The sequence below is a fragment of the Isoalcanivorax pacificus W11-5 genome, assembly GCF_000299335.2.
GTDB classification, from domain to species: domain Bacteria; phylum Pseudomonadota; class Gammaproteobacteria; order Pseudomonadales; family Alcanivoracaceae; genus Isoalcanivorax; species Isoalcanivorax pacificus.
This window is the reverse complement of sequence record NZ_CP004387.1, coordinates 3,187,262-3,208,028: the sequence shown is the minus strand read 5'-3', so window position 1 is coordinate 3,208,028 and position 20,767 is coordinate 3,187,262. Positions and strand designations below refer to the sequence as shown.

General features: G+C 60.3%; 23 protein-coding genes. 21 read left to right on the top strand and 2 right to left on the bottom strand.

Going from position 1 to position 20,767, the window contains the following annotated elements; all coding sequences use genetic code 11:
* The first annotated feature begins 191 nt into the window (after window positions 1-191).
* Window positions 192-965, top strand: a complete 774-nt coding sequence (locus S7S_RS14280; RefSeq protein WP_008733951.1) for a glutaredoxin family protein — start codon at window positions 192-194, stop codon at window positions 963-965.
* Between the two features lie 187 nt (window positions 966-1,152).
* Here the strand turns inward: S7S_RS14280 and S7S_RS14275 are convergent, their stop codons facing one another.
* Window positions 1,153-1,605 carry a DUF305 domain-containing protein gene (locus S7S_RS14275; protein ID WP_144401676.1) on the bottom strand — a complete coding sequence of 151 codons (453 nt, stop codon included), beginning with the start codon at window positions 1,603-1,605 and terminating at the stop codon, window positions 1,153-1,155.
* A gap of 254 nt (window positions 1,606-1,859) precedes the next feature.
* Here S7S_RS14275 and S7S_RS14270 point away from each other — a divergent pair, with 254 nt between their 5' ends.
* The 17 genes from S7S_RS14270 to S7S_RS14185 all read left to right on the top strand — a co-directional run bounded on the left by S7S_RS14270 (window position 1,860) and on the right by S7S_RS14185 (window position 17,621).
* A complete protein-coding gene (locus S7S_RS14270; RefSeq protein WP_008733953.1) occupies window positions 1,860-2,543 on the top strand; it encodes a heavy metal response regulator transcription factor in 684 nt (227 codons plus the stop codon).
* Window positions 2,533-3,984, top strand: coding sequence for a Cu(+)/Ag(+) sensor histidine kinase (locus S7S_RS14265; protein WP_008733954.1), 1,452 nt, complete (start codon window positions 2,533-2,535; stop codon window positions 3,982-3,984). Before S7S_RS14270 ends, S7S_RS14265 begins: the two co-directional genes overlap by 11 nt.
* A 96-nt stretch (window positions 3,985-4,080) precedes the next feature.
* Entirely contained in the window at window positions 4,081-6,411 is a 2,331-nt protein-coding gene (locus S7S_RS14260) for a heavy metal translocating P-type ATPase (protein WP_082027735.1), read from the top strand.
* A gap of 340 nt (window positions 6,412-6,751) precedes the next feature.
* Window positions 6,752-7,564: a class I SAM-dependent methyltransferase gene (locus S7S_RS14255; RefSeq protein WP_008733959.1), complete on the top strand. Its 813-nt coding sequence runs from the start codon at window positions 6,752-6,754 to the stop codon at window positions 7,562-7,564.
* 903 nt (window positions 7,565-8,467) lie between these two features.
* Window positions 8,468-9,052, top strand: coding sequence for an anthranilate synthase component II (locus S7S_RS14245; protein ID WP_008733961.1), 585 nt, complete (start codon window positions 8,468-8,470; stop codon window positions 9,050-9,052).
* A 3-nt stretch (window positions 9,053-9,055) separates the two neighbouring features.
* The gene (gene trpD / locus S7S_RS14240) at window positions 9,056-10,102 is read left to right on the top strand and encodes an anthranilate phosphoribosyltransferase (protein WP_008733962.1); all 1,047 of its coding nucleotides are present in this window, start codon (window positions 9,056-9,058) and stop codon (window positions 10,100-10,102) included.
* On the top strand, window positions 10,099-10,911 hold the full coding sequence (gene trpC / locus S7S_RS14235; RefSeq protein WP_008733963.1) for an indole-3-glycerol phosphate synthase TrpC: 813 nt from the start codon (window positions 10,099-10,101) through the stop codon (window positions 10,909-10,911). Before trpD ends, trpC begins: the two co-directional genes overlap by 4 nt.
* 182 nt (window positions 10,912-11,093) lie before the next feature.
* Entirely contained in the window at window positions 11,094-11,537 is a 444-nt protein-coding gene (locus tag S7S_RS14230) for a hypothetical protein (protein WP_008733965.1), read from the top strand.
* Window positions 11,534-12,241, top strand: coding sequence for an eCIS core domain-containing protein (locus S7S_RS18925; protein WP_144401675.1), 708 nt, complete (start codon window positions 11,534-11,536; stop codon window positions 12,239-12,241). Before S7S_RS14230 ends, S7S_RS18925 begins: the two co-directional genes overlap by 4 nt.
* Window positions 12,242-12,251: 10 nt before the next feature.
* Window positions 12,252-13,244 carry a hypothetical protein gene (locus S7S_RS14220; RefSeq protein WP_008733969.1) on the top strand — a complete coding sequence of 331 codons (993 nt, stop codon included), beginning with the start codon at window positions 12,252-12,254 and terminating at the stop codon, window positions 13,242-13,244.
* Window positions 13,245-13,326: 82 nt separating this feature from the next.
* Entirely contained in the window at window positions 13,327-13,680 is a 354-nt protein-coding gene (locus S7S_RS14215; RefSeq protein WP_008733974.1) for a YciI family protein, read from the top strand.
* Window positions 13,681-13,719: 39 nt separating this feature from the next.
* Window positions 13,720-14,943 (top strand): RNA polymerase sigma factor, encoded by a 1,224-nt coding sequence (locus tag S7S_RS14210; protein ID WP_008733976.1) that lies wholly within the window; start codon window positions 13,720-13,722, stop codon window positions 14,941-14,943.
* A gap of 41 nt (window positions 14,944-14,984) precedes the next feature.
* The gene (locus tag S7S_RS14205) at window positions 14,985-15,329 is read left to right on the top strand and encodes a YciI family protein (RefSeq protein WP_008733978.1); all 345 of its coding nucleotides are present in this window, start codon (window positions 14,985-14,987) and stop codon (window positions 15,327-15,329) included.
* 211 nt (window positions 15,330-15,540) lie between these two features.
* The gene (locus tag S7S_RS14200; protein WP_008733980.1) at window positions 15,541-15,996 is read left to right on the top strand and encodes a VOC family protein; all 456 of its coding nucleotides are present in this window, start codon (window positions 15,541-15,543) and stop codon (window positions 15,994-15,996) included.
* Between the two features lie 13 nt (window positions 15,997-16,009).
* Window positions 16,010-16,438, top strand: a complete 429-nt coding sequence (locus S7S_RS14195) for a YybH family protein (protein WP_008733982.1) — start codon at window positions 16,010-16,012, stop codon at window positions 16,436-16,438.
* A gap of 81 nt (window positions 16,439-16,519) precedes the next feature.
* Complete coding sequence (locus tag S7S_RS14190) at window positions 16,520-16,945, top strand: rhodanese-like domain-containing protein (RefSeq protein WP_008733984.1); 426 nt, start codon at window positions 16,520-16,522, stop codon at window positions 16,943-16,945.
* A 199-nt stretch (window positions 16,946-17,144) separates the two neighbouring features.
* Window positions 17,145-17,621 (top strand): PepSY domain-containing protein, encoded by a 477-nt coding sequence (locus tag S7S_RS14185; RefSeq protein ID WP_169745574.1) that lies wholly within the window; start codon window positions 17,145-17,147, stop codon window positions 17,619-17,621.
* A 157-nt stretch (window positions 17,622-17,778) separates the two neighbouring features.
* On the opposite strand, the gene S7S_RS14180 is transcribed toward S7S_RS14185, so the two are convergent.
* On the bottom strand, window positions 17,779-18,243 hold the full coding sequence (locus tag S7S_RS14180) for a PepSY domain-containing protein (RefSeq protein ID WP_008733987.1): 465 nt from the start codon (window positions 18,241-18,243) through the stop codon (window positions 17,779-17,781).
* Window positions 18,244-18,390: 147 nt separating this feature from the next.
* Between S7S_RS14180 and S7S_RS14175 the strand changes: the two genes are divergently transcribed.
* Genes S7S_RS14175 through S7S_RS14165 form a run of 3 tightly spaced genes read left to right on the top strand, consistent with a single transcriptional unit; the run spans window position 18,391 to window position 20,714 of the window.
* A complete protein-coding gene (locus S7S_RS14175) occupies window positions 18,391-18,717 on the top strand; it encodes a PepSY domain-containing protein (RefSeq protein WP_238582901.1) in 327 nt (108 codons plus the stop codon).
* Window positions 18,718-19,380, top strand: coding sequence for a response regulator transcription factor (locus tag S7S_RS14170; protein WP_041026013.1), 663 nt, complete (start codon window positions 18,718-18,720; stop codon window positions 19,378-19,380).
* Window positions 19,377-20,714 carry a sensor histidine kinase gene (locus S7S_RS14165; protein WP_008733992.1) on the top strand — a complete coding sequence of 446 codons (1,338 nt, stop codon included), beginning with the start codon at window positions 19,377-19,379 and terminating at the stop codon, window positions 20,712-20,714. Before S7S_RS14170 ends, S7S_RS14165 begins: the two co-directional genes overlap by 4 nt.
* Window positions 20,715-20,767 lie beyond the last annotated feature (53 nt).

Genomic DNA, 20,767 nt, shown 5'->3' with positions numbered 1-20,767 from the left:
CGCTCCTGAAACGTAAGGCCTCGATTATGTTGGTCGTCAGCACCCATCATGTCGAGGACGGCTCCGGCGGCCGCCAATGTTCCGGCTGAAGGCGGGCTACCGCTGATGGTCGTCTACAACCCGACCTGGGTACCATGGGCTGTGGGCCGAACACATCGGCCGGCGGCTCTGGTTCTAAGAGGAGGTTTACCATGACAAAGCAGACTGTCCCGGGCCGAAGCGGTGGTACGAGGGCATCGCTCTATCGCCTGGCAACGAGCGATCACTTATGTCCGTATGGTTTGAAGACGAAGTCGTTCCTGGAGCGACGAGGCTTCTCGGTCGAAGACCATCCATTGTCGACGCGAGAGGAAGCCGATCGCTTCATGCAGGAGCATGAGGTCAAGACCACACCGCAAGTTTTCATCGGAGGCGAGCGGATCGGCGGCTATGACGATACACGCAAGCACTTCGGCAAAAGACTGCGCGGCAAGGACGAGACGACCTATCAGCCGATTATTGCGCTATTCAGCGTTGCGCTCTTGATGGGGTTTGCAGTGAGCTGGTCCGTCGCCGGAACCTTGTTCAGCATCCATGCCGTCGAAGCGTCAATTGCCGTCGCCATGTGCTTCCTCGGTGTGCAGAAACTCCAGGACGTCGAAAGTTTCTCGACCATGTTCCTCAACTACGATCTTCTCGCGCGCCGCTATGTACCCTATGCGCATTTCTATGCCTTCGGCGAGACGCTGGCGGGAGTTCTGATGCTGGCCGGAGTCCTGATGTGGGTCGCATCGCCCCTGGCTCTGTTCATCGGTACAGTAGGCGCCGTCTCGGTATTCAAGGCGGTCTACATCGACAGGCGCAAGCTCAAATGCGCCTGCGTTGGCGGCAACAGCAATGTGCCACTAGGCTTCGTCTCCCTTACGGAGAATCTCATCATGATTGCAATGGCCATATGGATGCCGCTGCGCATGGGATGGATGTAATCAGAAAAGTGGTACGTTCACGAAGCTTTTCGACGGCTGTATCTTTAACCCGCATCAGCGAGAGCGACCCTACTACCTAGGTTTCTCCGGGTGCTTGATTGCCGCACGATGGTCTGTCATCGGAAGTACGAGCTCCAAGAATGTCTGTCAATGAATGCGGGGATCTGCAGACTAACTTGGCTGAATCCTACTGCGGCGAGTGTAACGCTCCGCCATCTAAGCGCGTTCTAATTTGCTCCATCTGATCGATTTCGGATCGCTGCGCTCTAATGATTTCAGTGCAAAGGTCAACAAGCTCAGCATCATTGAGATCGGCTTCGCGGCACATCAGGATCGCGCCGGAGTGATGCGGAATCATCGAATCGATGAACTGGCGATCGTTGATGAGAATTTGCGCACGCGTCGCGGTAAACGATCCAACCGTTAAAACGGCAAAAAGTACATAGAGCGCGACGTTAAGACCTCCCTTGGAAAACATGTGCGGCATCGTTGCGAGCATGAAAATTCCCATAGGCGCCCACATCGTCACCGCCATATAGAACATGTTGAGATTGTTCCGGAAGTCGTGGATGCCATCGATCATCGTAAACATGACGATATACATGACAATCAGGGCGAGGCCCATGTTGATCCAGAACATCAGGTAGGGTCGATGTGTTCTCTTCCCGTGACCATCGTCAGTCGTGTGTGAAGTGTGCTCCATATCGAATCCCTTTCTCCAGCTTCAGTAATGGTCATCCTGAGGAGCTGTCGCTGTCATTCTGATGATATTTCGATTACATTTTTGTAATCTCCGTGTCATCATTCTGGCAGGTCCAGCTAGATAAGCTGCTGGTTGAAGCCACCTGACCCGATTCCCCTGGAAGGCCCGGGCATCGCATGAGTAACACAACGATGAAACTGCTGGTTGTCGAAGACGAGAACAAGACGGCGGACTATGTTCGTCAGGGCCTTACGGAAGCAGGGTTTGTAGTTGACTTGGCGCGCAACGGGCTCGATGGTCACCACATGGCCATGACCGAAGCCTACGACCTGATCATGCTTGATGTCATGCTTCCTGATATAGACGGCTGGCGCATTCTGCAATCAATCAGAGCGGCGGGCAACCAGGTTCCGGTGTTGTTTTTGACCGCACGTGGCAATGTGGATGATCGCGTGCAGGGGCTGGAGCTGGGTGCCGATGATTACCTGATTAAGCCGTTCGTTTTTGCCGAGCTGCTTGCCCGTGTGCGCACTTTGCTGCGTCGCGGCGGCATGCCTATCCACCACGACCGCATGCAGATCGTGGATCTAGAACTGGACCTGGCTCGGCGGCGCGCGATCCGCGGCGGACGGCGTATTAATCTGACCAACAAGGAGTTCGCGCTGCTTGAGTTGTTAGCGCGTCGCCAGGGTGAAGTGTTGCCGCGCTCGCTGATCGCGTCCCAGGTCTGGGACATGAACTTCGACAGCGACACCAATGTGATCGATGTTGCGATTCGTCGGCTGCGGGCAAAGATCGATGATGACTTCGAGCCCAAGCTCATTCATACCGTCAGGGGCATGGGCTATACGCTGGATGTTCCGGATGACGAATAAGCCTGCTATCGCTCGCCGTCCAGCCTCACTCGCGCTGCGGATAACCTGGTTGGTCGGCCTGGCGATGCTGCTGGTATTTCTGATATTTAACTGGATCAGTGTCAAATCATTGGATCAGCACTTCGCCGAGATGGATGAAGAAGAGCTGAGGGTGATAGCCAGTTCGGTGATCCGAGCGCTAGGTGAGGTGCATGACAATAGCGATGCGCAGGCCTTGCAGCGTGCAGTCCGTGGGCATCATGGCGTCTACTACTATGTAGCCAATGCTGCTGGAGAAGCACTCTATGCTCCCAGAGGTGGTCCCGATCTGGCGCGCTTTGCCGCGAATGAGCATCCTGTCAATCTCGCAAGTGAGCAGGAAATGTCAATATGGGAAGAAAGCGGGACGCACTATCGCGGCGCTGTTTTACAGATCGGCGGCGATAACACCCTGAGTGAAAAGTACACGATAGCCGTTGCGATGGATATCGGTGTCCATCTCACATTCATCAGCAGTTTTAAACGCATCCAGTGGTGGACGGTCTGCGTCGTCATGTGCATCGTGATTCTGGTGGCCTGGAGTGCGGTTCGCTGGGGGCACAAACCGATTCGCAGGGCCAACGAAAAGATTCGAGCGATCACCTCTTCCAAGTTGTACATGCGATTGGACCCGAAGGAAGTACCGATCGAACTGGAAGAGACCATCGCCTCGTTCAACGCTATGCTCGGGCGCATCGAGGAGGGATACGCCCAACTCGCCAATGTCTCCGCCGACATCGCCCATGAACTGCGCACGCCAGTCACCAACCTGACCACTCAGACGGAAGTGGCGGTGGGTCAGCCCCGTTCCGCTGATGAGTACCGGGAAATTCTTTACTCGAACCTAGAGGAATTCGGGCGCCTGAATCGGATGATCAACGACATGCTGTTTCTGGCACAGACCGAGAACGCCCCGGACGATCTCTATCTGGAGACCGTGGACCTCACCGAAGCGACCCAGGGATTGTTCGAGTATTTCGAGGCATGGGTGGAAGATCGGGGTGTCTCGTTGCAGCTCAAGGGGCGCGCAGCACCGATACAGGCCGATCGAGAAATGCTTCGCCGCGCACTCAGCAATCTCCTTTCCAATGCGATCCGTTACACGCCGCGCGGCGCAAGCATTACTGTTCGACTGCATCAAGATGTGGGAGCTACCACGATCAGTGTCGAAAACCCCGGACCAAAGATTCCGCGACAAGCATTATCTCGAATCTTTGATCGCTTCTACCGCGTTGATCCTTCACGTCAGAGCAAAGGTGAAGGCGCGGGGTTGGGCCTGGTGATTGTCAAGACTATCGTCGAGGCGCACAAGGGTAGAATCCATGCGGAGTCGGATGACAGCCTTACGCGCTTTGTCGTCACGCTACCGCATACTTTTTGTAACCCTTTGTTTGCGACCAAAGCTAGGCTAAACGATGGGTAACCCGAAAAATATTGTATTCATCGCGACGCGCGGATGGGTTCGTGCTCGCACATTAAGTCGCGAAGTATCGCTTATTCCTGAAGAGGTCTTATAGTCATGGCGGAGAACAATGAACGGTCCCATAATCAGGCCGTAAAAAAACAGGACTTCGGGTCGCAGCTTACTGATCCTGTGTGCGGGATGAATGTAACAGAAGAGTCTCCCTATCACGTTGCACATGAAGAAAAGTCTTTTTATTTTTGCAGTGCAAAGTGTATGCACACGTTCGAAAGCGAGCCTGAGAAATTCACTGCACCACGAAATAAAGAAGAATCTGCCGGACAAGTAGAGCCTGGTACAATCTACACTTGCCCTATGCATCCTGAAATTCAACAGGACCATCCAGGAAGCTGTCCCAAGTGTGGCATGGCGCTCGAGCCGCTCATGCCCAGCCTAGATGACGATAATCCAGAACTAAAAGATTTTTCCCGACGATTTTGGTGGACGCTGCCTTTCACCATCGTGGTCACCGTGCTGGCGATGTTCGGTCCCCAGCTTGGCTGGTTCAACATGGGCATGCAGGCGTGGATAGAGCTCGTACTGTCATTACCGGTAGTGCTATGGGCAGGGCAGCCATTTTTTGTGCGCGGCTGGCAATCTGTTATCAACCGCAGTCCCAACATGTGGACGCTCATTGGTTTGGGTACGGGGGCGGCATTCATGTACAGCACGGTCGCAACAGTGGCCCCGGGCATTTTCCCCGAAACCTTCCAGTCGATGGGGCGCGTTGGCGTTTACTTTGAAGCTGCGGTGGTCATCATCTCACTCACTCTTTTTGGCCAGGTTCTCGAACTCCGCGCCCGATCCCAGACCTCCGCTGCTATCAGGTCATTACTCGGTTTAGCACCCAAAACTGCCCGTCGTATCAATGCAGACGGAACTGAAGAGGATGTACCGCTGACGCATGTTCACGAAGGTGATCGCCTTCGAGTGCGACCCGGAGAAAAAGTACCCGTTGATGGGGTCGTCGAAGAAGGCAACAGTTCACTCGATGAATCCATGCTTACAGGGGAGCCTATTCCCGTCAGCAAGCGCCCAGGTGACAAAGTCATTGGCGCGACCATGAATACATCCGGCGCGCTAGTGATACGAGCAGAAAAAGTAGGTTCAGCCACGGTGCTGTCGCAAATTGTCCAACTTGTTGCGCAAGCCCAGCGCTCTCGCGCGCCAATGCAGCGGATGGCTGACCTCGTGGCCGGCTACTTTGTGATGGCTGTGGTCGTGATCGCAATCACGACATTCTTTGTCTGGGGAGTTTTCGGCCCGCAGCCAAGTTGGGTCTATGGTCTGATTAACGCAGTGGCTGTATTGATCATCGCCTGCCCTTGTGCGCTGGGGCTCGCTACGCCGATGTCCGTCATGGTGGCAACGGGTCGCGGTGCCACCCAGGGCGTGCTGTTCCGCGATGCTGCAGCAATAGAGAATCTGCGGAAAGTCGATACGCTCATCGTTGATAAGACGGGCACTTTGACCGAAGGCCGCCCGGCCTTCGATCAAGCCGTTCCCGCTGGCGACTTTGCCGCTGATGAAGTCCTGCAAATTGCGGCCAGCTTGGATCAAGGTAGCGAACATCCCCTTGCTGACGCGATCGTCACTGCCGCTCGCGAGCGCGGGCTGAATCTAAGCCCGGTGGAAGAATTTGAATCCGGCAGCGGTATCGGCGTGAGCGGTCGGGTGGATGGCAAACCGCTCACGCTGGGTAACACCGCGCTCATGGAGCAGGAGAACGTCGACGTGGCCGAGCTGAGCGATACTGCCGAAAGTTTCCGAACCAGGGGTGCGAGCGTTATGTATCTGGCAGTGGACGGCAAACTCGCTGGCTTGTTGGCGGTTTCTGACCCCATCAAAGAAACCACCCCTGAGGCCGTGGACGCCCTGAAGGCAGCGGGGATCCGCATCATCATGGCCACTGGAGATGGCGTCTCTACAGCGAGGGCTGTTGCTGAACGGTTGGGCATCGACGAGATTTTTGGTGAAGTGACCCCTAGCGACAAGCTCGATTTGGTAAATAAGCTTCAATCCGAAGGACGGATCGTTGCGATGGCGGGCGACGGCATCAATGATGCGCCGGCTCTTGCCAAGGCCAATGTCGGCATTGCCATGGGGACCGGAACTGATGTGGCCATGAACAGCGCGCAAGTCACATTGGTTAGGGGGGACCTGCGCGGTATTTCCACGGCTCGCTTCCTGTCGGAGAAGACCGTCCGCAATATGAAGCAGAACCTCGGCTTCGCATTTGTTTACAACGCGCTGGGTGTACCGCTTGCAGCAGGCGTCTTGTACCCGTTTGCGGGCCTTCTTCTTTCGCCGATGTTTGCCGCATTGGCTATGAGCTTGAGTTCGGCGTCAGTGGTGTTCAATGCCCTCCGGCTTCGCAGATCAACCTAAATAAAGCGACACCTTGAAACTAGCTAAGGCACATCAGGAATTCCCACTAGCGCCAGATTGGTAGTTGGCAAGGACGCCAGCGCCGGCCAGAGTTGATAACGGTTGGCATGACTTCGTCTTCAAGCCATTGCCAGGCGATAGAGCTATGCCGTTGTACCACCGCTTTGGCATGGTGAGCTTCCTCTTAGCGCTAGAGCCGCAGACCGCTGCCCGGCACCACGTGGGCCAAGGTATGAGAAAACGATAGACCGAGGGTATCTCGCACGCTTTCCCCTCTACGAATTTGTGTTGTGGTCTGCGCAGATCGGGTTGGGCGGCTAACGGACCAAGGAGCAAGTAAATGACTAACGACGCGCCGAGCCCGGCAGAAACTTATGAGCACTACCTCAGCCCCGCTATGGCTGATCCATTCACACGAATATTGCTTGAGATTGTTGGCCCGCAGCGCGGCGAGCGCGTGCTGGATCTGGCCTGTGGCACAGGGAGCGTGGCAAGAGGGGTCGCTCCGATGATTGGTACCGACGGCAAAGTGCTTGCGCTCGACATCAATCCCGACATGCTAGCTGTTGGGCAAGCCCAGGCGGCGCCGACCGGAGCACTGATTGAATGGCGGGAAGGCTCGGCAGTGACTCTGGGACTGCAGGACGAGTCGTTTGACCTGGTGCTCTGTCAGCAAGGGCTACAATTTTTTTCCGACCGTACTGCATCCTTGAGGGAGATGCATCGGGTGCTGACAGCGGAAGGTCGTGCTGGAATCAGCGTCTGGCAGTCGCTGGATCAGCACCCGCTATACAGGGAAGTATTCGAATCGACAGCGCGTCATCTGGGGGTGGCTATAGCTGATGTTAGCCTGTCCTTCTCGCTCGGCGATGCCGATGAGTTGCGTATGCTGCTGAACGACGCCGGCTTTCGGCGCGTCGAAATCCACCCACGATCACTTGAGGTATTCCTGCCTATGCCTGAGCGTTTTGTACAGCTCATGGTGATGGGCGCAGCGACCACAGTGCCGTTATTTGCAAAGCTGGATTCCACAGCCCGGTCTGAACTGGTCGAAGCTGTCAAGGAGGATACACGAGAAGTCGTCCACTATTACGGTGACGGGGATGAGCTGCGTTTCATGATGTTTACTCACATCGTCGTGGCGCACGGGTGACATTGCTAGCGTCGTAAGCGCGAAGTGAATACCTGAAGGAATGGGGGCGTCCTCTAAGGCGTCTTGATCCGCTGTCGTGGACCCTTCATCTTCACAAAAAGGGAGGAGTGTTCTCATGGCGAGGAGACAGCAGCGGATATACATGCCGCAGTTCCGCCAGCAGATGGTCGAGTTGGTCCGGCTCGGACGCAAGTATGAGGATCTGGGCCCGGAATTCGGCTGTACCCTCGTGGTCGATCCGGCAGCGGTCAAACGGGCGGAGCGTGATGAGCTAGCTGGCCAGGCTACGCCGCGAGAATCGCAAGCCCAAGCTGGAGCGGGATCTGGTGCGCCACGCAAGGGCGACTCTCTGCAGATTCAACTAATAGACGGAGAAGAGCCTGCATGTTATTATTGCTTGGATATGAGGCTGCCGTGGAGATTGGCTTCCGCTCGCATCTTCCCTGTTAACTGAACCTCGGTCTGCCATGACCCGTACCGCTTCAATCAACATTGCTCAGTGGTGGCGCTTCCAATAGGAAGCGGCACGTCGTTGCGGCCTCGACCCGCACCTTGCCGCCGTATCGGTGGGCAAGATTCAGCAGATGGCTCTCCGGCACGGCAGCTCCAAGACTCAGGAGATTTGCCCGATGCCATTAAAAACCTCCCTTGTCGACACCTTGCGGGCTGCTCCGTGGAGTGTGATCGTGCGCGCCGTTAACAGGTGGCCGGCTCGGTCGACTTCGTGCAGGTTCTTGCCGGAAGCTTTGTTGCAGCCAAGCATAGACACGGTAGTGCCGATTTTTCCTCGCCAAGACCGCTTTCTAGCGTTCGTTCTGCTGAAATCCACTGCTGATGTGTATAATAAAGTGTATAACAGCCATGGTTCTAAGATAAGAAATTCAAATAAAACAAGAGGTTGTCATGGCTAAACTGTTGATGATCGACAATTACGACAGCTTCACCTACAACATCGTGCAGTACCTGCAGGAGCTGGGCGCCGAGGTGCTGGTGCATCGCAACGACGCTATCACGCTGGCGCAGATCGAGGCGCTGGCGCCGGACCGGCTGATGATTTCCCCCGGCCCCTGCACGCCCAATGAAGCCGGTATTTCGATGGAAGCCATCGCTCACTTTGCCGGCAAGCTGCCGATCCTGGGTGTCTGTCTGGGGCACCAGAGCATCGGCCAGGTGTTCGGCGGCAAAGTGGTGCGGGCGCGTCAGGTGATGCATGGCAAGACTTCGCCGATTTACCACCGGGGTGTCGGGGTGTTCCGTGGCCTGCCTTCGCCGTACACCGCCACGCGTTACCATTCACTGGTGGTGGAAAAAGACAGCCTGCCGGAGTGCCTGGAAATGACCGCCTGGACGCAGCACGCGGACGGCAGCGTGGACGAGATCATGGGCATGCGGCACCGCACGCTGGACATCGAGGGGGTGCAGTATCACCCGGAATCCATTCTCACGGAGCATGGCCATGCTCTGCTGAAAAACTTCCTGGAGCGTTGAGCCATGGATATTCGTGATGCCCTGGCGCGGGTGGTGGAGCATATCGACCTGAGCCGCGAAGACATGCAGCAGGTGATGCGGCAGATCATGACCGGCGGCGCGACCGATGCGCAGATTGGTGCCTTCCTGATGGGCCTGCGCATGAAAAGCGAATCGCTGGATGAAATCACCGGGGCTGTGGAAGTGATGCGCGAGCTGGTCACGCCGGTGGATGTCAGCGGCCTGAATTACCTGGTCGATATCGTCGGCACGGGCGGCGACGGTGCCAACCTGTTCAACGTGTCTTCCGGTGCCTCGTTCATTGCGGCGGCGGCGGGCTGCCGCGTGGCCAAGCATGGTAACCGCTCCGTCAGTTCAAAAAGTGGCGCCGCCGATCTGCTGGAGGCCGCCGGGATCAGGATTGACCTGTCGCCGGAAGAAATCGGCCGCTGCATCCGCGAAGTGGGCGTGGGTTTCATGTTTGCTCCAGCGCATCACAGCGCCATGAAATATGCTATCGGGCCGCGCAAGGAACTGGGCCTGCGCACGCTGTTCAATATCCTTGGCCCGATGACCAACCCGGCCGGCGTGCGGCGTCAGGTGGTGGGGGTGTTTTCCGACAAGCTCTGCCGCCCGATGGCGGAAGTGCTCGGACGCCTGGGCGCTGAACACGTCATGGTGGTGCACGGCCTGGACGGGCTGGATGAAATCAGCCTGGCGGGCCGCACGCATGTGGCGGAATTCCGTCACGGTGAACTGAACGAGTACATGCTCACTCCGGAAGACGTGGGCCTGGAATCGGCCTCGCTGGTCGGCCTGGATGTGGCCGGTGCCGATGAATCCCTGGCGTTGATCCGCGACGCATTCGGCAAGCGCAAGACGGCCGCCAGTGCCAAGGCCGCCGAGATGATGGCCCTCAACGCCGGCGCCGCCATTTATGTCGCCGGTGTCACCGCAACACTCAAGGATGGCGTGCGCATGGCCGAAGACCTGGTGCATAACGGCGAGGCCGGCGAGCGCATGCGCGAAGTGGCCCGTTTCACCGACCTGCTCAAGAGTGGCCAGGCATGAGTATTCAGCACACCGGCACGGTGCTCGACCGCATTCTGCTGCGCAAGCAGGAGGAAGTCGCGGCACTGCAGAAAGCGCACCCGCTGGCGCAGATTCGAGAGCAGGCGCAGGCCATGAACCAGCAATCCCCGGCGCGGGGTTTTATCCGCGCGCTGGCGCATCGCATCGGGCAGGGCAAGCCGGCGGTGATCGCCGAGATCAAGAAAGCGTCGCCGTCGAAAGGCGTGATCCGCGAGGATTTCCAGCCCACCGCGATTGCCGCCAGCTACGAGCGCGGTGGCGCGGCCTGCCTGTCGGTGCTGACGGATCGGGATTTCTTCCAGGGCAGCGATGACTACCTGCAAGCCGCCCGTGCCGCCTGCACCCTGCCGGTACTGCGCAAGGACTTCACCATCGATGCGTATCAGGTGTGGGAAGCCCGCGCCCTCGGCGCCGACTGTGTGCTGCTGATCGTGGCGGCGCTGTCGGACGCGCTGCTGGCCGAGCTGTACCAGAGCGCTGTTGACGCCGGCCTGGACGTGCTGGTGGAAGTCCACACTGCCGAAGAGCTCCAGCGTGCCCTGCGCCTGCCGGCGCGCCTGATCGGCATCAACAACCGCGACCTGCACAGCTTCGATGTGTCGCTGGATGTCACCCTGTCGCTGCTGGCCGATGTGCCGGCGGACCGGTTGCTGGTCACCGAAAGCGGCATCCTTGCCCCTGCTGACGTCGCACTGATGCGCGAGCAGGGTGTGCACGGCTTCCTGATCGGTGAAGCCTTCATGCGCGCCGAGGATCCCGGCGCTGAGCTGGCGCGCCTGTTTCGCTGACCCCACTCCACTCACCCGGCGCGGGACGCTTTCATCCAGGCGCGCATGACAAGGCGGCGCTGATCCGGTAGAAATGAAGCGTTTTCTGTCGCCGGGGCACCTTACCTGGCATAGCCCGACGCAGATCGGGCAGCAGCCTCCGGAGCAGGAAGCTCACTACTCACCATGGGAAGGGAAGGGTTATGTTTCATGACGCATTGCCGCCCGGCGAGCTGGATGAGGCGTTGTTCGCCGAAGCGGCCGGTAACTGGCACTACATTCGTTTTTTTCGTTTTCCCGATATTGAACTGACCGATGCCACCACTGGCGTCGTCAGGGCGCGGCTGACGCAGCGCTCTGCGGCGACAAGGGTGTTGTGGGATAACGGGCCCCAATGCTACACCGCTGTATACGGTCACAATGTCACCGCAGTTTCCGCCAGCACACCTCATTTCAGTTCCCGCCTGATCATGCAGAACCAGGGCGGAGGTACTGAATTCACGACGGACATAGCCGACCATATCAGTTGCCGTGACACGGATCGCCGCAACGTGTGGAGTTTCAGTATCACGGAGGAGCAGTCGAAATATATCGTGCGGGCCGCCGCCACCCTGTTCGGGCCGGTGCAATGGGAGGCGTGCTCATGAAAATATGGATGATACCGGCGCTGCTGATATTGGCGGGCTGTTGTGGCCGGCCGCTGGTGCCGGACGAAGTGATGGCTCTGCGCGATATTCAGGGTGCACAGGTGCGCTATGACGACGTGCGTGTGCACGATGGCCTGTTCCGGCGCACGGCGAAGGTGCGCAAGGCGCTGCGCCAGGAAGGCAGTACCCTGGCGGCGCTGCTGGAACAGGCGGCACTCACCGACGACAGCGGCGAACCACTGACGGAGCGGGAGGCTGTCCAGCGCTTTGCGGACAGGCCGGATGCACTGACGCTGGGGAATCACATCTATTACCAGCGTGATATGTATCGGGATAATTTTGCGCGTGGTCCAAATGGGGAGGTGCCGGTGTGGGACCTGGCTCTGCTGGCCCACGAAATCACCCATGTCTGGCAAAACCAGCATCGCGAGCGCACGGGCTACAGCCTGGCGGCGGTGATCCTTGAACACCTGCGCTATGACCAGCCGTACGCCTTCCGGCTGGCACCGGGCAAGGCGTTCCTGGAATACCGCTTTGAGCAGCAGGGCGCGATGATCCAGCGCTATGTGATCTGCAGCTATTACCCCAGCACTCCCTGGTTCGAACAGTTGCGCGCGGTGGTAGAGCCGGTATTTGGCACTGCACCAGCGGTACCGGCGGGTGTGCGCATGGTGCGGCCGGAAAACGTCTCCTGTGACGGGTAAGGGGAATCCAATGAAAGGTTATCTGATGGGGTTTGCCGTGCTGATGCTGTTGTCACTGGCCGGCTGTCTGAAGCAGACCCATTTTGTTGCACCGAAACAGGAAGACGTGGCGTTGATGCTGATACCGTTCGACGCCAACCCGCGCAGCGACGCGCTGCCACGGGACTGGTCGGCACAGGATGGCGTGAGCGGCGTTTTTCCCCAGCAGGAACAGCGCATCCGGCAATATTGTGGCAGCGAGTCCGAAAAGGGAGTGCCTGCTGTGGGCGTGAAGCTGCTGGTGGCGCTTGGCGGCGCCCTGGGCGACTACCTGACCGAGCGCATGAGCCGGTCGCTGGCGAAAAAGATCGAACAGTACACCGCACAGTATGAGGCAGAAGGCCAGTTCGACTTCTATCGCATGGATGACGCCGGCAAGCCGGTATCGCCCTGGCGTTGCCTGCGGCTGGTGCGCTTTCACGCGGACCAGCCGGCGTTCGAGGCGCTGGTGGAAATCCGTCCACAGGAGGAGAGCGCTGATGCCCTGCAAATGGTGCTGCGCCGGGTCTACTGTAACGTGCCGGCGGTCCCGGCGGATCGGCGCCGCATTGCCGTGCAATTGAGTCTGACCGCCGACGCCACCTGGCAGCAGGGCAACCGGGGCATGCAGGAGACGCTGTTCGAGCACCGCTTCCCGGTGGTGTACTGCCCGCGCCGGGGTGGGCCGACGGTACAGTATTTCCTGACCGGCGAGGGGGAGCCTCTGAAGCAAGACGTGGACGAACCGGTTAAATGGGGTCAGGTGCCTCGCCTGCCCAGGGTGCCGCTGTCGGTCGGGTTTGACGGCCAGTTGATGGGCTTGGGCACGGTCTCCCTGCTCGCCACGGTCACTGAATCCGGCCTGCCACCCAAGTGGCTGGAAAAGGCCTACGAGATCGTCAGCGACAACGAAGACGCCCTCAGCGACCTGCTCAAGAAGGAGGCAGAGAAGCTCGGCGAGGAAGAGGACGACGACGAGGACTGAGCCGCCCCGTCTTTTTTTCCGGCGGCTGTCGAATCCCGGCGCCGCCCGGCGACTACAGGCATCTACCCGACGGTTTGATGCCATGAAATACCTGTGCCTGGTCTACATCGACGAACAGCGGTTGGCGGCCCTGCCACGCCAGGCGCTGGACCGGCTGGCGGCGGACAGCGCCGCCTACGACAGCGCCTTGCAGCAGCGTCACTGTGTGCTGGATGCCCGTTGCCTGCGGTCGGCCCAGCTGGCCACCACGGTGCGGCCGGGCCACCCGGATGCAAATGTGCCGCTGATCACAGACGGGCCCTATGCTGACACGTCCGAGCAGTTGAGTGGGTATATGCTCATCGAGGCCGGCGATCTGGATCAGGCGATTCGCATCGCCGCGCAGATTCCCGCCGGTGCCCTGGGCTGTGTCGAAATCCGCCCGCTGGGGCCGTGACCGGGAGATGTCATGAGCAGCCAGCCGCGGAGTATCGCTATGCAACAACAGGTCGAAGCGCTTTACCGCAAGGAGTCGCGGCGGGTGCTGGCGACGCTGATCCGCCTGCTGGGGGACTTCGATCTGGCCGAGGAAGCATTGCAGGAAGCCTTCATGGCCGCGATGCAGCAATGGCCGCATGATGGTTTGCCGGACAATCCCCGCGCCTGGCTGGTGTCTGCCGGCCGCTTCAAGGCGATCGACAACCTGCGCCGCCGTGCGCGCTTTAATGCGTCGGTGGCGGAAATGGCGCTGTTGCACAATGAGGTGGATGACACCGACCTGCTCGACGACAGTGTCGAGGATGATCGCTTGCGGCTGATCTTCACCTGTTGTCACCCGGCGCTGGCGCCAGAAGCGCAAATTGCCCTGACGCTGCGTGAAATCTGCGACCTCACGACCGAAGAAATCGGCCGTGCCTTTCTGATCAGCACGCCCACCGTGGCGCAGCGCATCGTGCGCGCCAAGACCAAGATTCGTGACGCCGGCATTCCCTACGAGGTGCCCACGCTGGCGGAATTGCCGATGCGGCTGGACAGTGTGCTGCGGGTTATTTACCTGGTGTTCAATGAAGGCTACTACGCGTCCTCGGGTGGCTCGCTGACGCGCACGGATGTGTCCGCAGAGGCGATCCGGCTTGGCCGTCTGCTGCTGGAATTGCTGCCCGAGCCGGAGGTTGCAGGGCTGCTGGCCCTGATGCTGCTGATCGAGGCACGCCGCCCGGCGCGGCTGGATGTCTCCGGTGATCCGGTGCTGCTGGAAGAACAGGATCGCACGCTGTGGGACCGTGCCCTGATAGAAGAGGGCGACCGGCTGGTGCTGCGCGCCTTGCGTTCGCGTCGCTTTGGCGCCTACACGCTGCAGGCAGCGATTGCGGCGGTGCATGCAGAAGCCGTGAATGCGGCCGACACCGACTGGGCGCAGATCGTTGGCCTCTACGATGCCCTGATGAACCTGACGCCGTCGCCGGTGGTGGCGCTGAATCGCGCGGTGGCCGTGGCCATGCGCGACGGCTCGCGCGCCGGGCTGGCGCTGATCGATGCGTTGCATGCGCAGGGCGAGTTGCGTGGCTACGCGCTGTCCCACGCGGCCCGTGCCGACCTGTTGCGGCGGCAGGGTGACAACGAGGCCGCCCGGACGGCCTACAGCGTCGCGCTGTCGCTGTCACAGCAGGATGCCGAGCGGGCGTTTCTCTCCCGTCGCCTGCAGGAACTGAATGAATGAACCGAGCTTGTATACGACCTTACCGCGTTGGAGGACGCACCATGAAATATTTGTGCCTGGTCTACAGTGATGAACAGTTGCTCCACAGCCTGCCGGACAGCCCGAAGGATCCGGAATGCCATGCCTACGCCAGCAGCCTGTACGAGAGCGGTCGCATGATCGCCGGTGAAGCGCTGCAGCCGGTGGCGACCGCCAGCACGGTGCGTGTGCGCGACGGCAAGACCGTGGTCACCGATGGGCCGTTTGCGGAAACCAAGGAACAGCTGGCGGGTTTCTACCTGGTGGAAGCGCGCGACATGAATGAAGCCCTGCAGATCGCCGCGAAGATTCCCCCCGCGCGTGTCGGCAGTATCGAAGTACGTCCGATTCGTGATCTGGACGTATGACAGGGTGGTGTGGGTCGAACGACGGACGTCTGACGTCTGACGTCGGACGCTAAAAGCGGTTGATATCCGACGCGGACGGCGCTGCCTTTCCATTACCAGAGTCGTTTGCTTTCGGTTTGGCGTCAGACGTCCGACGTCAGACGTCCGACCCTCCCTTATCCGCTATTACGCGATGAACCGTTATAACTCCCACTGACACAGGAGGTGTGCCATGAGTGTTGCCCTGATTCCCCATCTGCAATGCCGAGAAGCCAGCAAGGCGGCGGAATTTTATCAGCGTGCCTTTGGCGCGGAAGTGAACATGATGATGCCGGCACCGGATGGCCGCCTGATGCACGGTGAACTGCAGATCGGCGATGCCCGCTTGATGTTGTGCGACGTGTTCGAGGAGTGCGGTGATGTACCGCAGGCCGGTGCCATCAGCCCGGTCACGCTGCACCTGCAGGTGGATGATTGCGATGCGCTGTTCCAACGCGCACTGGACGCCGGCTGCGAGACGGTGATACCGCTGGAGGATATGTTCTGGGGCGATCGCTACGGCGTGCTCAGCGACCCGTTCGGACACCGCTGGTCGATCGCTTCTCACGTGCGGGATGTGAGCCCGGAAGCATTGCAGGAAGCAATGCAGCAGTTCTCACAGAACAATGACAAACCCGGCTGTGCCTGACAGGAGAAACAGCATGAGTAACACGGTGGAAAACGAGATTCGCGCGCTGGTAGAAGCCTGGCACGCCACGGTGACCGGTGGCGATCTTGATCGCATCATGGCGTTCTACGACGATGACGTGGTGGCGTTTGACGCGATTGCGACACTGCAATTTGTCGGCGCAGCGGCATACCGCGAACACTGGGCGCAGTGCCTGCAGTTCATGGGCGAGGGCAGCATTGTGCTGCACAGCGTGACGGTGCAGGCAAGCGACGATCTGGCGGTGGCCTGGTTTATCGACCGCTGCAGCGGCCCCAACGAGCAGGGCGAAATGGAAAGCGGTTATACGCGCGGTACGGCCTGCTACCGTCGCCAGGGTGACGGCTGGCGGATTGTGCATGAACACTTCTCCATGCCCATCGACATGCAGACCGGCAAGGCAATATTCGACGCTGCACCGTAAGGCCATCCTCCCAAGGTCGGATGTTGTCTTCGGAGGCGGTGTTCTAGGCTGACGTTCTGTCCGTCTGCAAGAGCGTGGTCCATGAAACTGAAGATCGGCTACAAGGCGCTGCTGGCGGAAGCCGGGCGCGAGGCAGAACTGCTGTCCCAGCAGGATGCTGCTGCGCTGTTGCACGACAGCGACGTGGTCTTTGTGGACCTGCGTGATTTGCGTGAGCTGGAGCGCGACGGGCTGCTGCCCGGCGCCTTCCATGCACCGCGCGGCATGCTGGAATTCTGGGTCGATCCGGAAAGCCCTTACTTCAAGCCGGTATTCGGCAGCGGCAAGCGGCTGGTGCTGTACTGCGCCAGCGCCTGGCGCTCGGCGCTGGCCGCCGCGCAACTCACGCGCATGGGGGTGCCACGCGTCTGCCATCTGGAAGGCGGTTTCCGCGCCTGGCAACAGGCAGGCCGTCCGACCACCTCCCTGCGTCGACATAGTGAACAACGCAAGGCCCCGCCGGCCTGACCCCTCCCCCGGAGGCTGGCGGGGCAGCGCGTTGCCCCTGCAAAACATTGTCAAAAGGACGCCGTGCTGGGCGACAACCCGGCGCACGGAGGGCCAACATCATGCCAGCAGGAGCGGTTGCCCGAGGCAACGCTGCCGGTCGCCTCGGAGGGCGACGGGTCCGTTCTCCGGCCTGTGTGAAGACATGCAGGAGGTCAGTATGAAAAAGTCTATACGTCGAGTGTTGCCCCTGGCAGGGGTGCTGGCGATGGGCGCGCTGTCCATGCCGATGGCACAGGCCGACATCAGTGTGGAAGATCTGCACGGTGTGCTGGAACGGAGCGCGGAATACGGCTTTACCTACTACAAGGACATCGAGATCGACGACGATGGTTCGGCGGAGATCGAAGGCTGGCTGGCCGGCAATGCCATGGCCAAGGTGACCTTCTCCGCGCAGGGCGCGGTGGTCGAGGAAAGAACCCGTGGCGAGCGCGAGCGCAAGCACAGCATGCAGCAAAGCGATGTGCGCGCTGCCGTGCAGGCTGCGGCCGGCGAGGGCCTGACCCGTGTCGATGATGTGCAGATCAATCGCAAAAATGTGATTGAGGTGGAAGGGCAGACCGCCGATGGCAAGGATATCGATGTGCGTGTCCAGCTGGGCAGTTTCGATATCGTCAAAGTGGACAAGGATGACTGACAGGCATGATCAATACGCCAGGCCTGTGCGGGTTGAAGCGGTTCTGGAAACCGCTCGACGGGAGCGATTCTCCAGCCACCTGACAACGGCGTGAGGCGCACGAAAAATCCGGCCCGAAGGCCGGATTTTTTTGTGATACCCCGGGCAAAAGGCGATATCAGTCGCGATCGATATTGATCACCTTGTAGCTCTCCGCGTCGATATGAATTTCCATTTCGCCACCGTTCTGGCCATAGCCTTCCACTTCAATGGTATTGCCGCGACGGGTCTGGATTTCCTCGATCTGCGTCAGGCCCTCGTCCGTGGCGGCTTTCACGGCGTTGCGCACGTCATCGGCGCTCAGGCCGCGGGCACCACCGTCCCGGCGACGGCGTTCCTCTCGGACCGCTTCACCCTGCAGGGTGAAGTCGACATCGGCGGTCCAGTTGTCGTCCAGCCAGCCTTCGACTTCCACCTCGCCATCATCGAAGCTGATTTCTTCATAGTGGGTAAAGCCATATTCACCGGTCTGCTTCAGCAGTGCGTCGACTTGGTCAGGTGTCATCCGGGCCTGGGCGCTGACAGCGGCCAGGGACAGGGAACCGGCGATCAGGGGCAGCATCAGGGCATGTTTCGTTTGCATGGTGAATCTCCTTGTTCAGCGCTTGGTATCGTTGCGACGGGGGCGGTGTGCCCCGTCGTTGAAAGCCATACTCACACAAGGCGGTTTTCAGGAAGCTGAGTGGCTTGTTAATGTGCCGTTCATGTTCGAGCCGCGACAATGGGCGCCATGAAGACATCAATTAAAGTACTGTCATGCACCTTTGCCCTGCTGTTGGCGCTGTGGCCGGCCGCCCGTGCCGATGATGACTGGCGCTCGCTGCATGATGATGTGCGGGCCGGGCGGCTGGTCAGCCTCGGGTCGGTGCTCGACTGGCTTGAGCAGCATTATGTCGGCAACGTGATCGAGGTGGAGCTGGACCGCGACGACGGCAAGGTGTACTACGAAATCGAGATGGTCGGCCCCCAGGGGCAGGTGGTGGAGTTCGAATTTGATGCGGCGACCGGCGAGCTGGTCGGTATCGAGGGCGTCAATATCAACGGGATGAAACGCTGAATGAAAGTGTTGCTGGTGGAGGATGATCAGGCACTTTGCACGGCTCTGGCCCGGGCGCTCACTGACGCCGGCCTGCTGGTGGAAACCAGCGGCACCGGCAGCGATGCGGATTTCCTGGTGCGCACGGAACGGTACGACGTGGTGATCCTTGATCTCGGCCTGCCCGATGGCGATGGCACCCGCTGGCTGGCGCAGTGGCGTGCGGATGACATCGACCTGCCGGTGCTGGTGCTGACCGCACGCGAGCGCTGGTCGGACAAGGCCGCCGGCTTTTCCGCCGGGGCCGACGACTACGTCACCAAACCGTTTGAAACCGGCGAGGTGCTGTTCCGCCTGCATGCACTGGTGCGCCGCAGCCACGGCCATGCGCACCCGGTGCTGACGGTGGGCGACCTGCGGTATGACAGCCATGTCGGCAGCGTCACCCGCGCCGGCATGCCGGTCACCCTGACCGCGCAGGAACTGCGCCTGCTAGCCTGCCTGATGCGTGCGGCGCCGCGTATCGTCAGCCGCACGGAACTGTCCGAGCACGTTTACGACCGCGACAGTGAACCGGATTCCAATGTCATCGATGTGCAGGTGAGCCGGCTGCGCCGCAAGCTCGGGGGTGAGCGTATCGAAACAGTCCGGGGCCAGGGCTACCGGCTGGTGGCAATCGAATGATCCGGCGGCCACTGTCGGTGGGCCTGCGGCTGTGGATCGCCGCGCTGGTGCTGGTGCTGGTGATTCTGCCGCTGGCCGGGCTGGCACTGGCCTACAACTTCCGGCAGGCGGTCAACCATTCCTTTGATGAACGTCTTGGCTCGCTGCTCAACGTAGTGTTGGCCGGTGTGCGCTATGACCCGCTGGCGGACCAGCTTGTGGTCACCCGCTCGCTGGGCGATGCCCGTTTCGACCGGGTGTTTTCCGGCTGGTACTGGCAGGCCAGCGACGGCGAAATGCTGGCGGTCACCTCACGCTCGTTGTGGGACCAGCGGCTGGCGGTGCGGTTGTCTGCCACGCCGGGGCAGGTGGCCTTCGACACCACCGGCCCGCGCAACACGCCGCTGCGGGCCATGCAACGGCCGATCCTGCTCGCCTCGCTCGGCCGGCCGCTGTACGTCACCGTGGCGGCCTCGCGGGAAGAACCGGATGCCGAGGTGCGCAGCTTCGAGCGGTTGCTGGGGGTGTCGTTGCTGGCATTGGCGGTGCTGTTACTGACCGGGCTGGCGTTGCAGATTCGCTGGGGGCTGACACCGCTACGGCGCATGCGCGCGGCATTGCGCAGAGTGGAAGCCGGCGATGCCGCGCGCCTGGACGAACAGGGCCTGCCCGGTGAACTGGCGGACCTGGCCACAGCCATGAACGAAGTGATTGATAAAGACCAGCGGTTGATCGAACGCGGCCGCAGTGCCGCCGGCAATCTGGCGCACGCGCTGAAAACCCCGGTGGCGGTATTGCAGACGCAGGCCGATCGCCTGCCGCCGGAGCAGCGCGAACAGCTTCGTGCCGAACTCGCACGCATTGACGATGCCGTGCGCCATCACCTGGCCCGCGCCTCTGCCGCAGGCGGCGCGGCGCTGGCCGGGCGCACGCGCGTTATGCCGGTGATCAGGCCGGTGCTGGACGGCCTGGGCCGGCTCGCCTCGCGCCGCGGCCTGGCGATGGAAACGGCGGTGAACGAGCAACTGACATTACGCATTGACCCGCAGGATTTGCAGGAGCTGGTCGGCAATCTGCTGGAAAATGCACTCGGCTGGGCGCGCGCACGAGTGCGTGTGACGCTGGAGCGCGACGGTGAACAGGGATTACTGTGCATTGAAGACGACGGCCCCGGCATGACCGCTGAACAACGCGACGCCGCACTGGCACGCGGCGCACGTCTGGATGAACAACGCCCCGGCTCCGGCCTCGGCCTGGCCATCGTGGCCGAACTGGTCACACTCTACGGCGGCACACTCACTCTGGATGAATCGCCACTTGGCGGGTTAAGGGTGAGCGTTGCCTTGCGCCGATGACATCGGCGCAATGCAACGCAGTTGCGAGCTACGGGCTACGAGCCGCGAGCGAA

What these genes read in the sequence shown, in the direction of transcription:
- S7S_RS14280 (WP_008733951.1), top strand. Translation starts at nt 192, where the DNA reads ATGACAAAGCAGACTGTCCCGGGCCGAAGCGGTGGTACGAGGGCATCG.
- S7S_RS14275 (WP_144401676.1), bottom strand. Translation starts at nt 1,605, where the DNA reads ATGTTCTGGATCAACATGGGCCTCGCCCTGATTGTCATGTATATCGTC.
- S7S_RS14270 (WP_008733953.1), top strand. Translation starts at nt 1,860, where the DNA reads ATGAAACTGCTGGTTGTCGAAGACGAGAACAAGACGGCGGACTATGTT.
- S7S_RS14265 (WP_008733954.1), top strand. Translation starts at nt 2,533, where the DNA reads ATGACGAATAAGCCTGCTATCGCTCGCCGTCCAGCCTCACTCGCGCTG.
- S7S_RS14260 (WP_082027735.1), top strand. Translation starts at nt 4,081, where the DNA reads ATGGCGGAGAACAATGAACGGTCCCATAATCAGGCCGTAAAAAAACAG.
- S7S_RS14255 (WP_008733959.1), top strand. Translation starts at nt 6,752, where the DNA reads ATGACTAACGACGCGCCGAGCCCGGCAGAAACTTATGAGCACTACCTC.
- S7S_RS14245 (WP_008733961.1), top strand. Translation starts at nt 8,468, where the DNA reads ATGGCTAAACTGTTGATGATCGACAATTACGACAGCTTCACCTACAAC.
- trpD (WP_008733962.1), top strand. Translation starts at nt 9,056, where the DNA reads ATGGATATTCGTGATGCCCTGGCGCGGGTGGTGGAGCATATCGACCTG.
- trpC (WP_008733963.1), top strand. Translation starts at nt 10,099, where the DNA reads ATGAGTATTCAGCACACCGGCACGGTGCTCGACCGCATTCTGCTGCGC.
- S7S_RS14230 (WP_008733965.1), top strand. Translation starts at nt 11,094, where the DNA reads ATGTTTCATGACGCATTGCCGCCCGGCGAGCTGGATGAGGCGTTGTTC.
- S7S_RS18925 (WP_144401675.1), top strand. Translation starts at nt 11,534, where the DNA reads ATGAAAATATGGATGATACCGGCGCTGCTGATATTGGCGGGCTGTTGT.
- S7S_RS14220 (WP_008733969.1), top strand. Translation starts at nt 12,252, where the DNA reads ATGAAAGGTTATCTGATGGGGTTTGCCGTGCTGATGCTGTTGTCACTG.
- S7S_RS14215 (WP_008733974.1), top strand. Translation starts at nt 13,327, where the DNA reads ATGAAATACCTGTGCCTGGTCTACATCGACGAACAGCGGTTGGCGGCC.
- S7S_RS14210 (WP_008733976.1), top strand. Translation starts at nt 13,720, where the DNA reads ATGCAACAACAGGTCGAAGCGCTTTACCGCAAGGAGTCGCGGCGGGTG.
- S7S_RS14205 (WP_008733978.1), top strand. Translation starts at nt 14,985, where the DNA reads ATGAAATATTTGTGCCTGGTCTACAGTGATGAACAGTTGCTCCACAGC.
- S7S_RS14200 (WP_008733980.1), top strand. Translation starts at nt 15,541, where the DNA reads ATGAGTGTTGCCCTGATTCCCCATCTGCAATGCCGAGAAGCCAGCAAG.
- S7S_RS14195 (WP_008733982.1), top strand. Translation starts at nt 16,010, where the DNA reads ATGAGTAACACGGTGGAAAACGAGATTCGCGCGCTGGTAGAAGCCTGG.
- S7S_RS14190 (WP_008733984.1), top strand. Translation starts at nt 16,520, where the DNA reads ATGAAACTGAAGATCGGCTACAAGGCGCTGCTGGCGGAAGCCGGGCGC.
- S7S_RS14185 (WP_169745574.1), top strand. Translation starts at nt 17,145, where the DNA reads ATGAAAAAGTCTATACGTCGAGTGTTGCCCCTGGCAGGGGTGCTGGCG.
- S7S_RS14180 (WP_008733987.1), bottom strand. Translation starts at nt 18,243, where the DNA reads ATGCAAACGAAACATGCCCTGATGCTGCCCCTGATCGCCGGTTCCCTG.
- S7S_RS14175 (WP_238582901.1), top strand. Translation starts at nt 18,391, where the DNA reads ATGAAGACATCAATTAAAGTACTGTCATGCACCTTTGCCCTGCTGTTG.
- S7S_RS14170 (WP_041026013.1), top strand. Translation starts at nt 18,718, where the DNA reads ATGAAAGTGTTGCTGGTGGAGGATGATCAGGCACTTTGCACGGCTCTG.
- S7S_RS14165 (WP_008733992.1), top strand. Translation starts at nt 19,377, where the DNA reads ATGATCCGGCGGCCACTGTCGGTGGGCCTGCGGCTGTGGATCGCCGCG.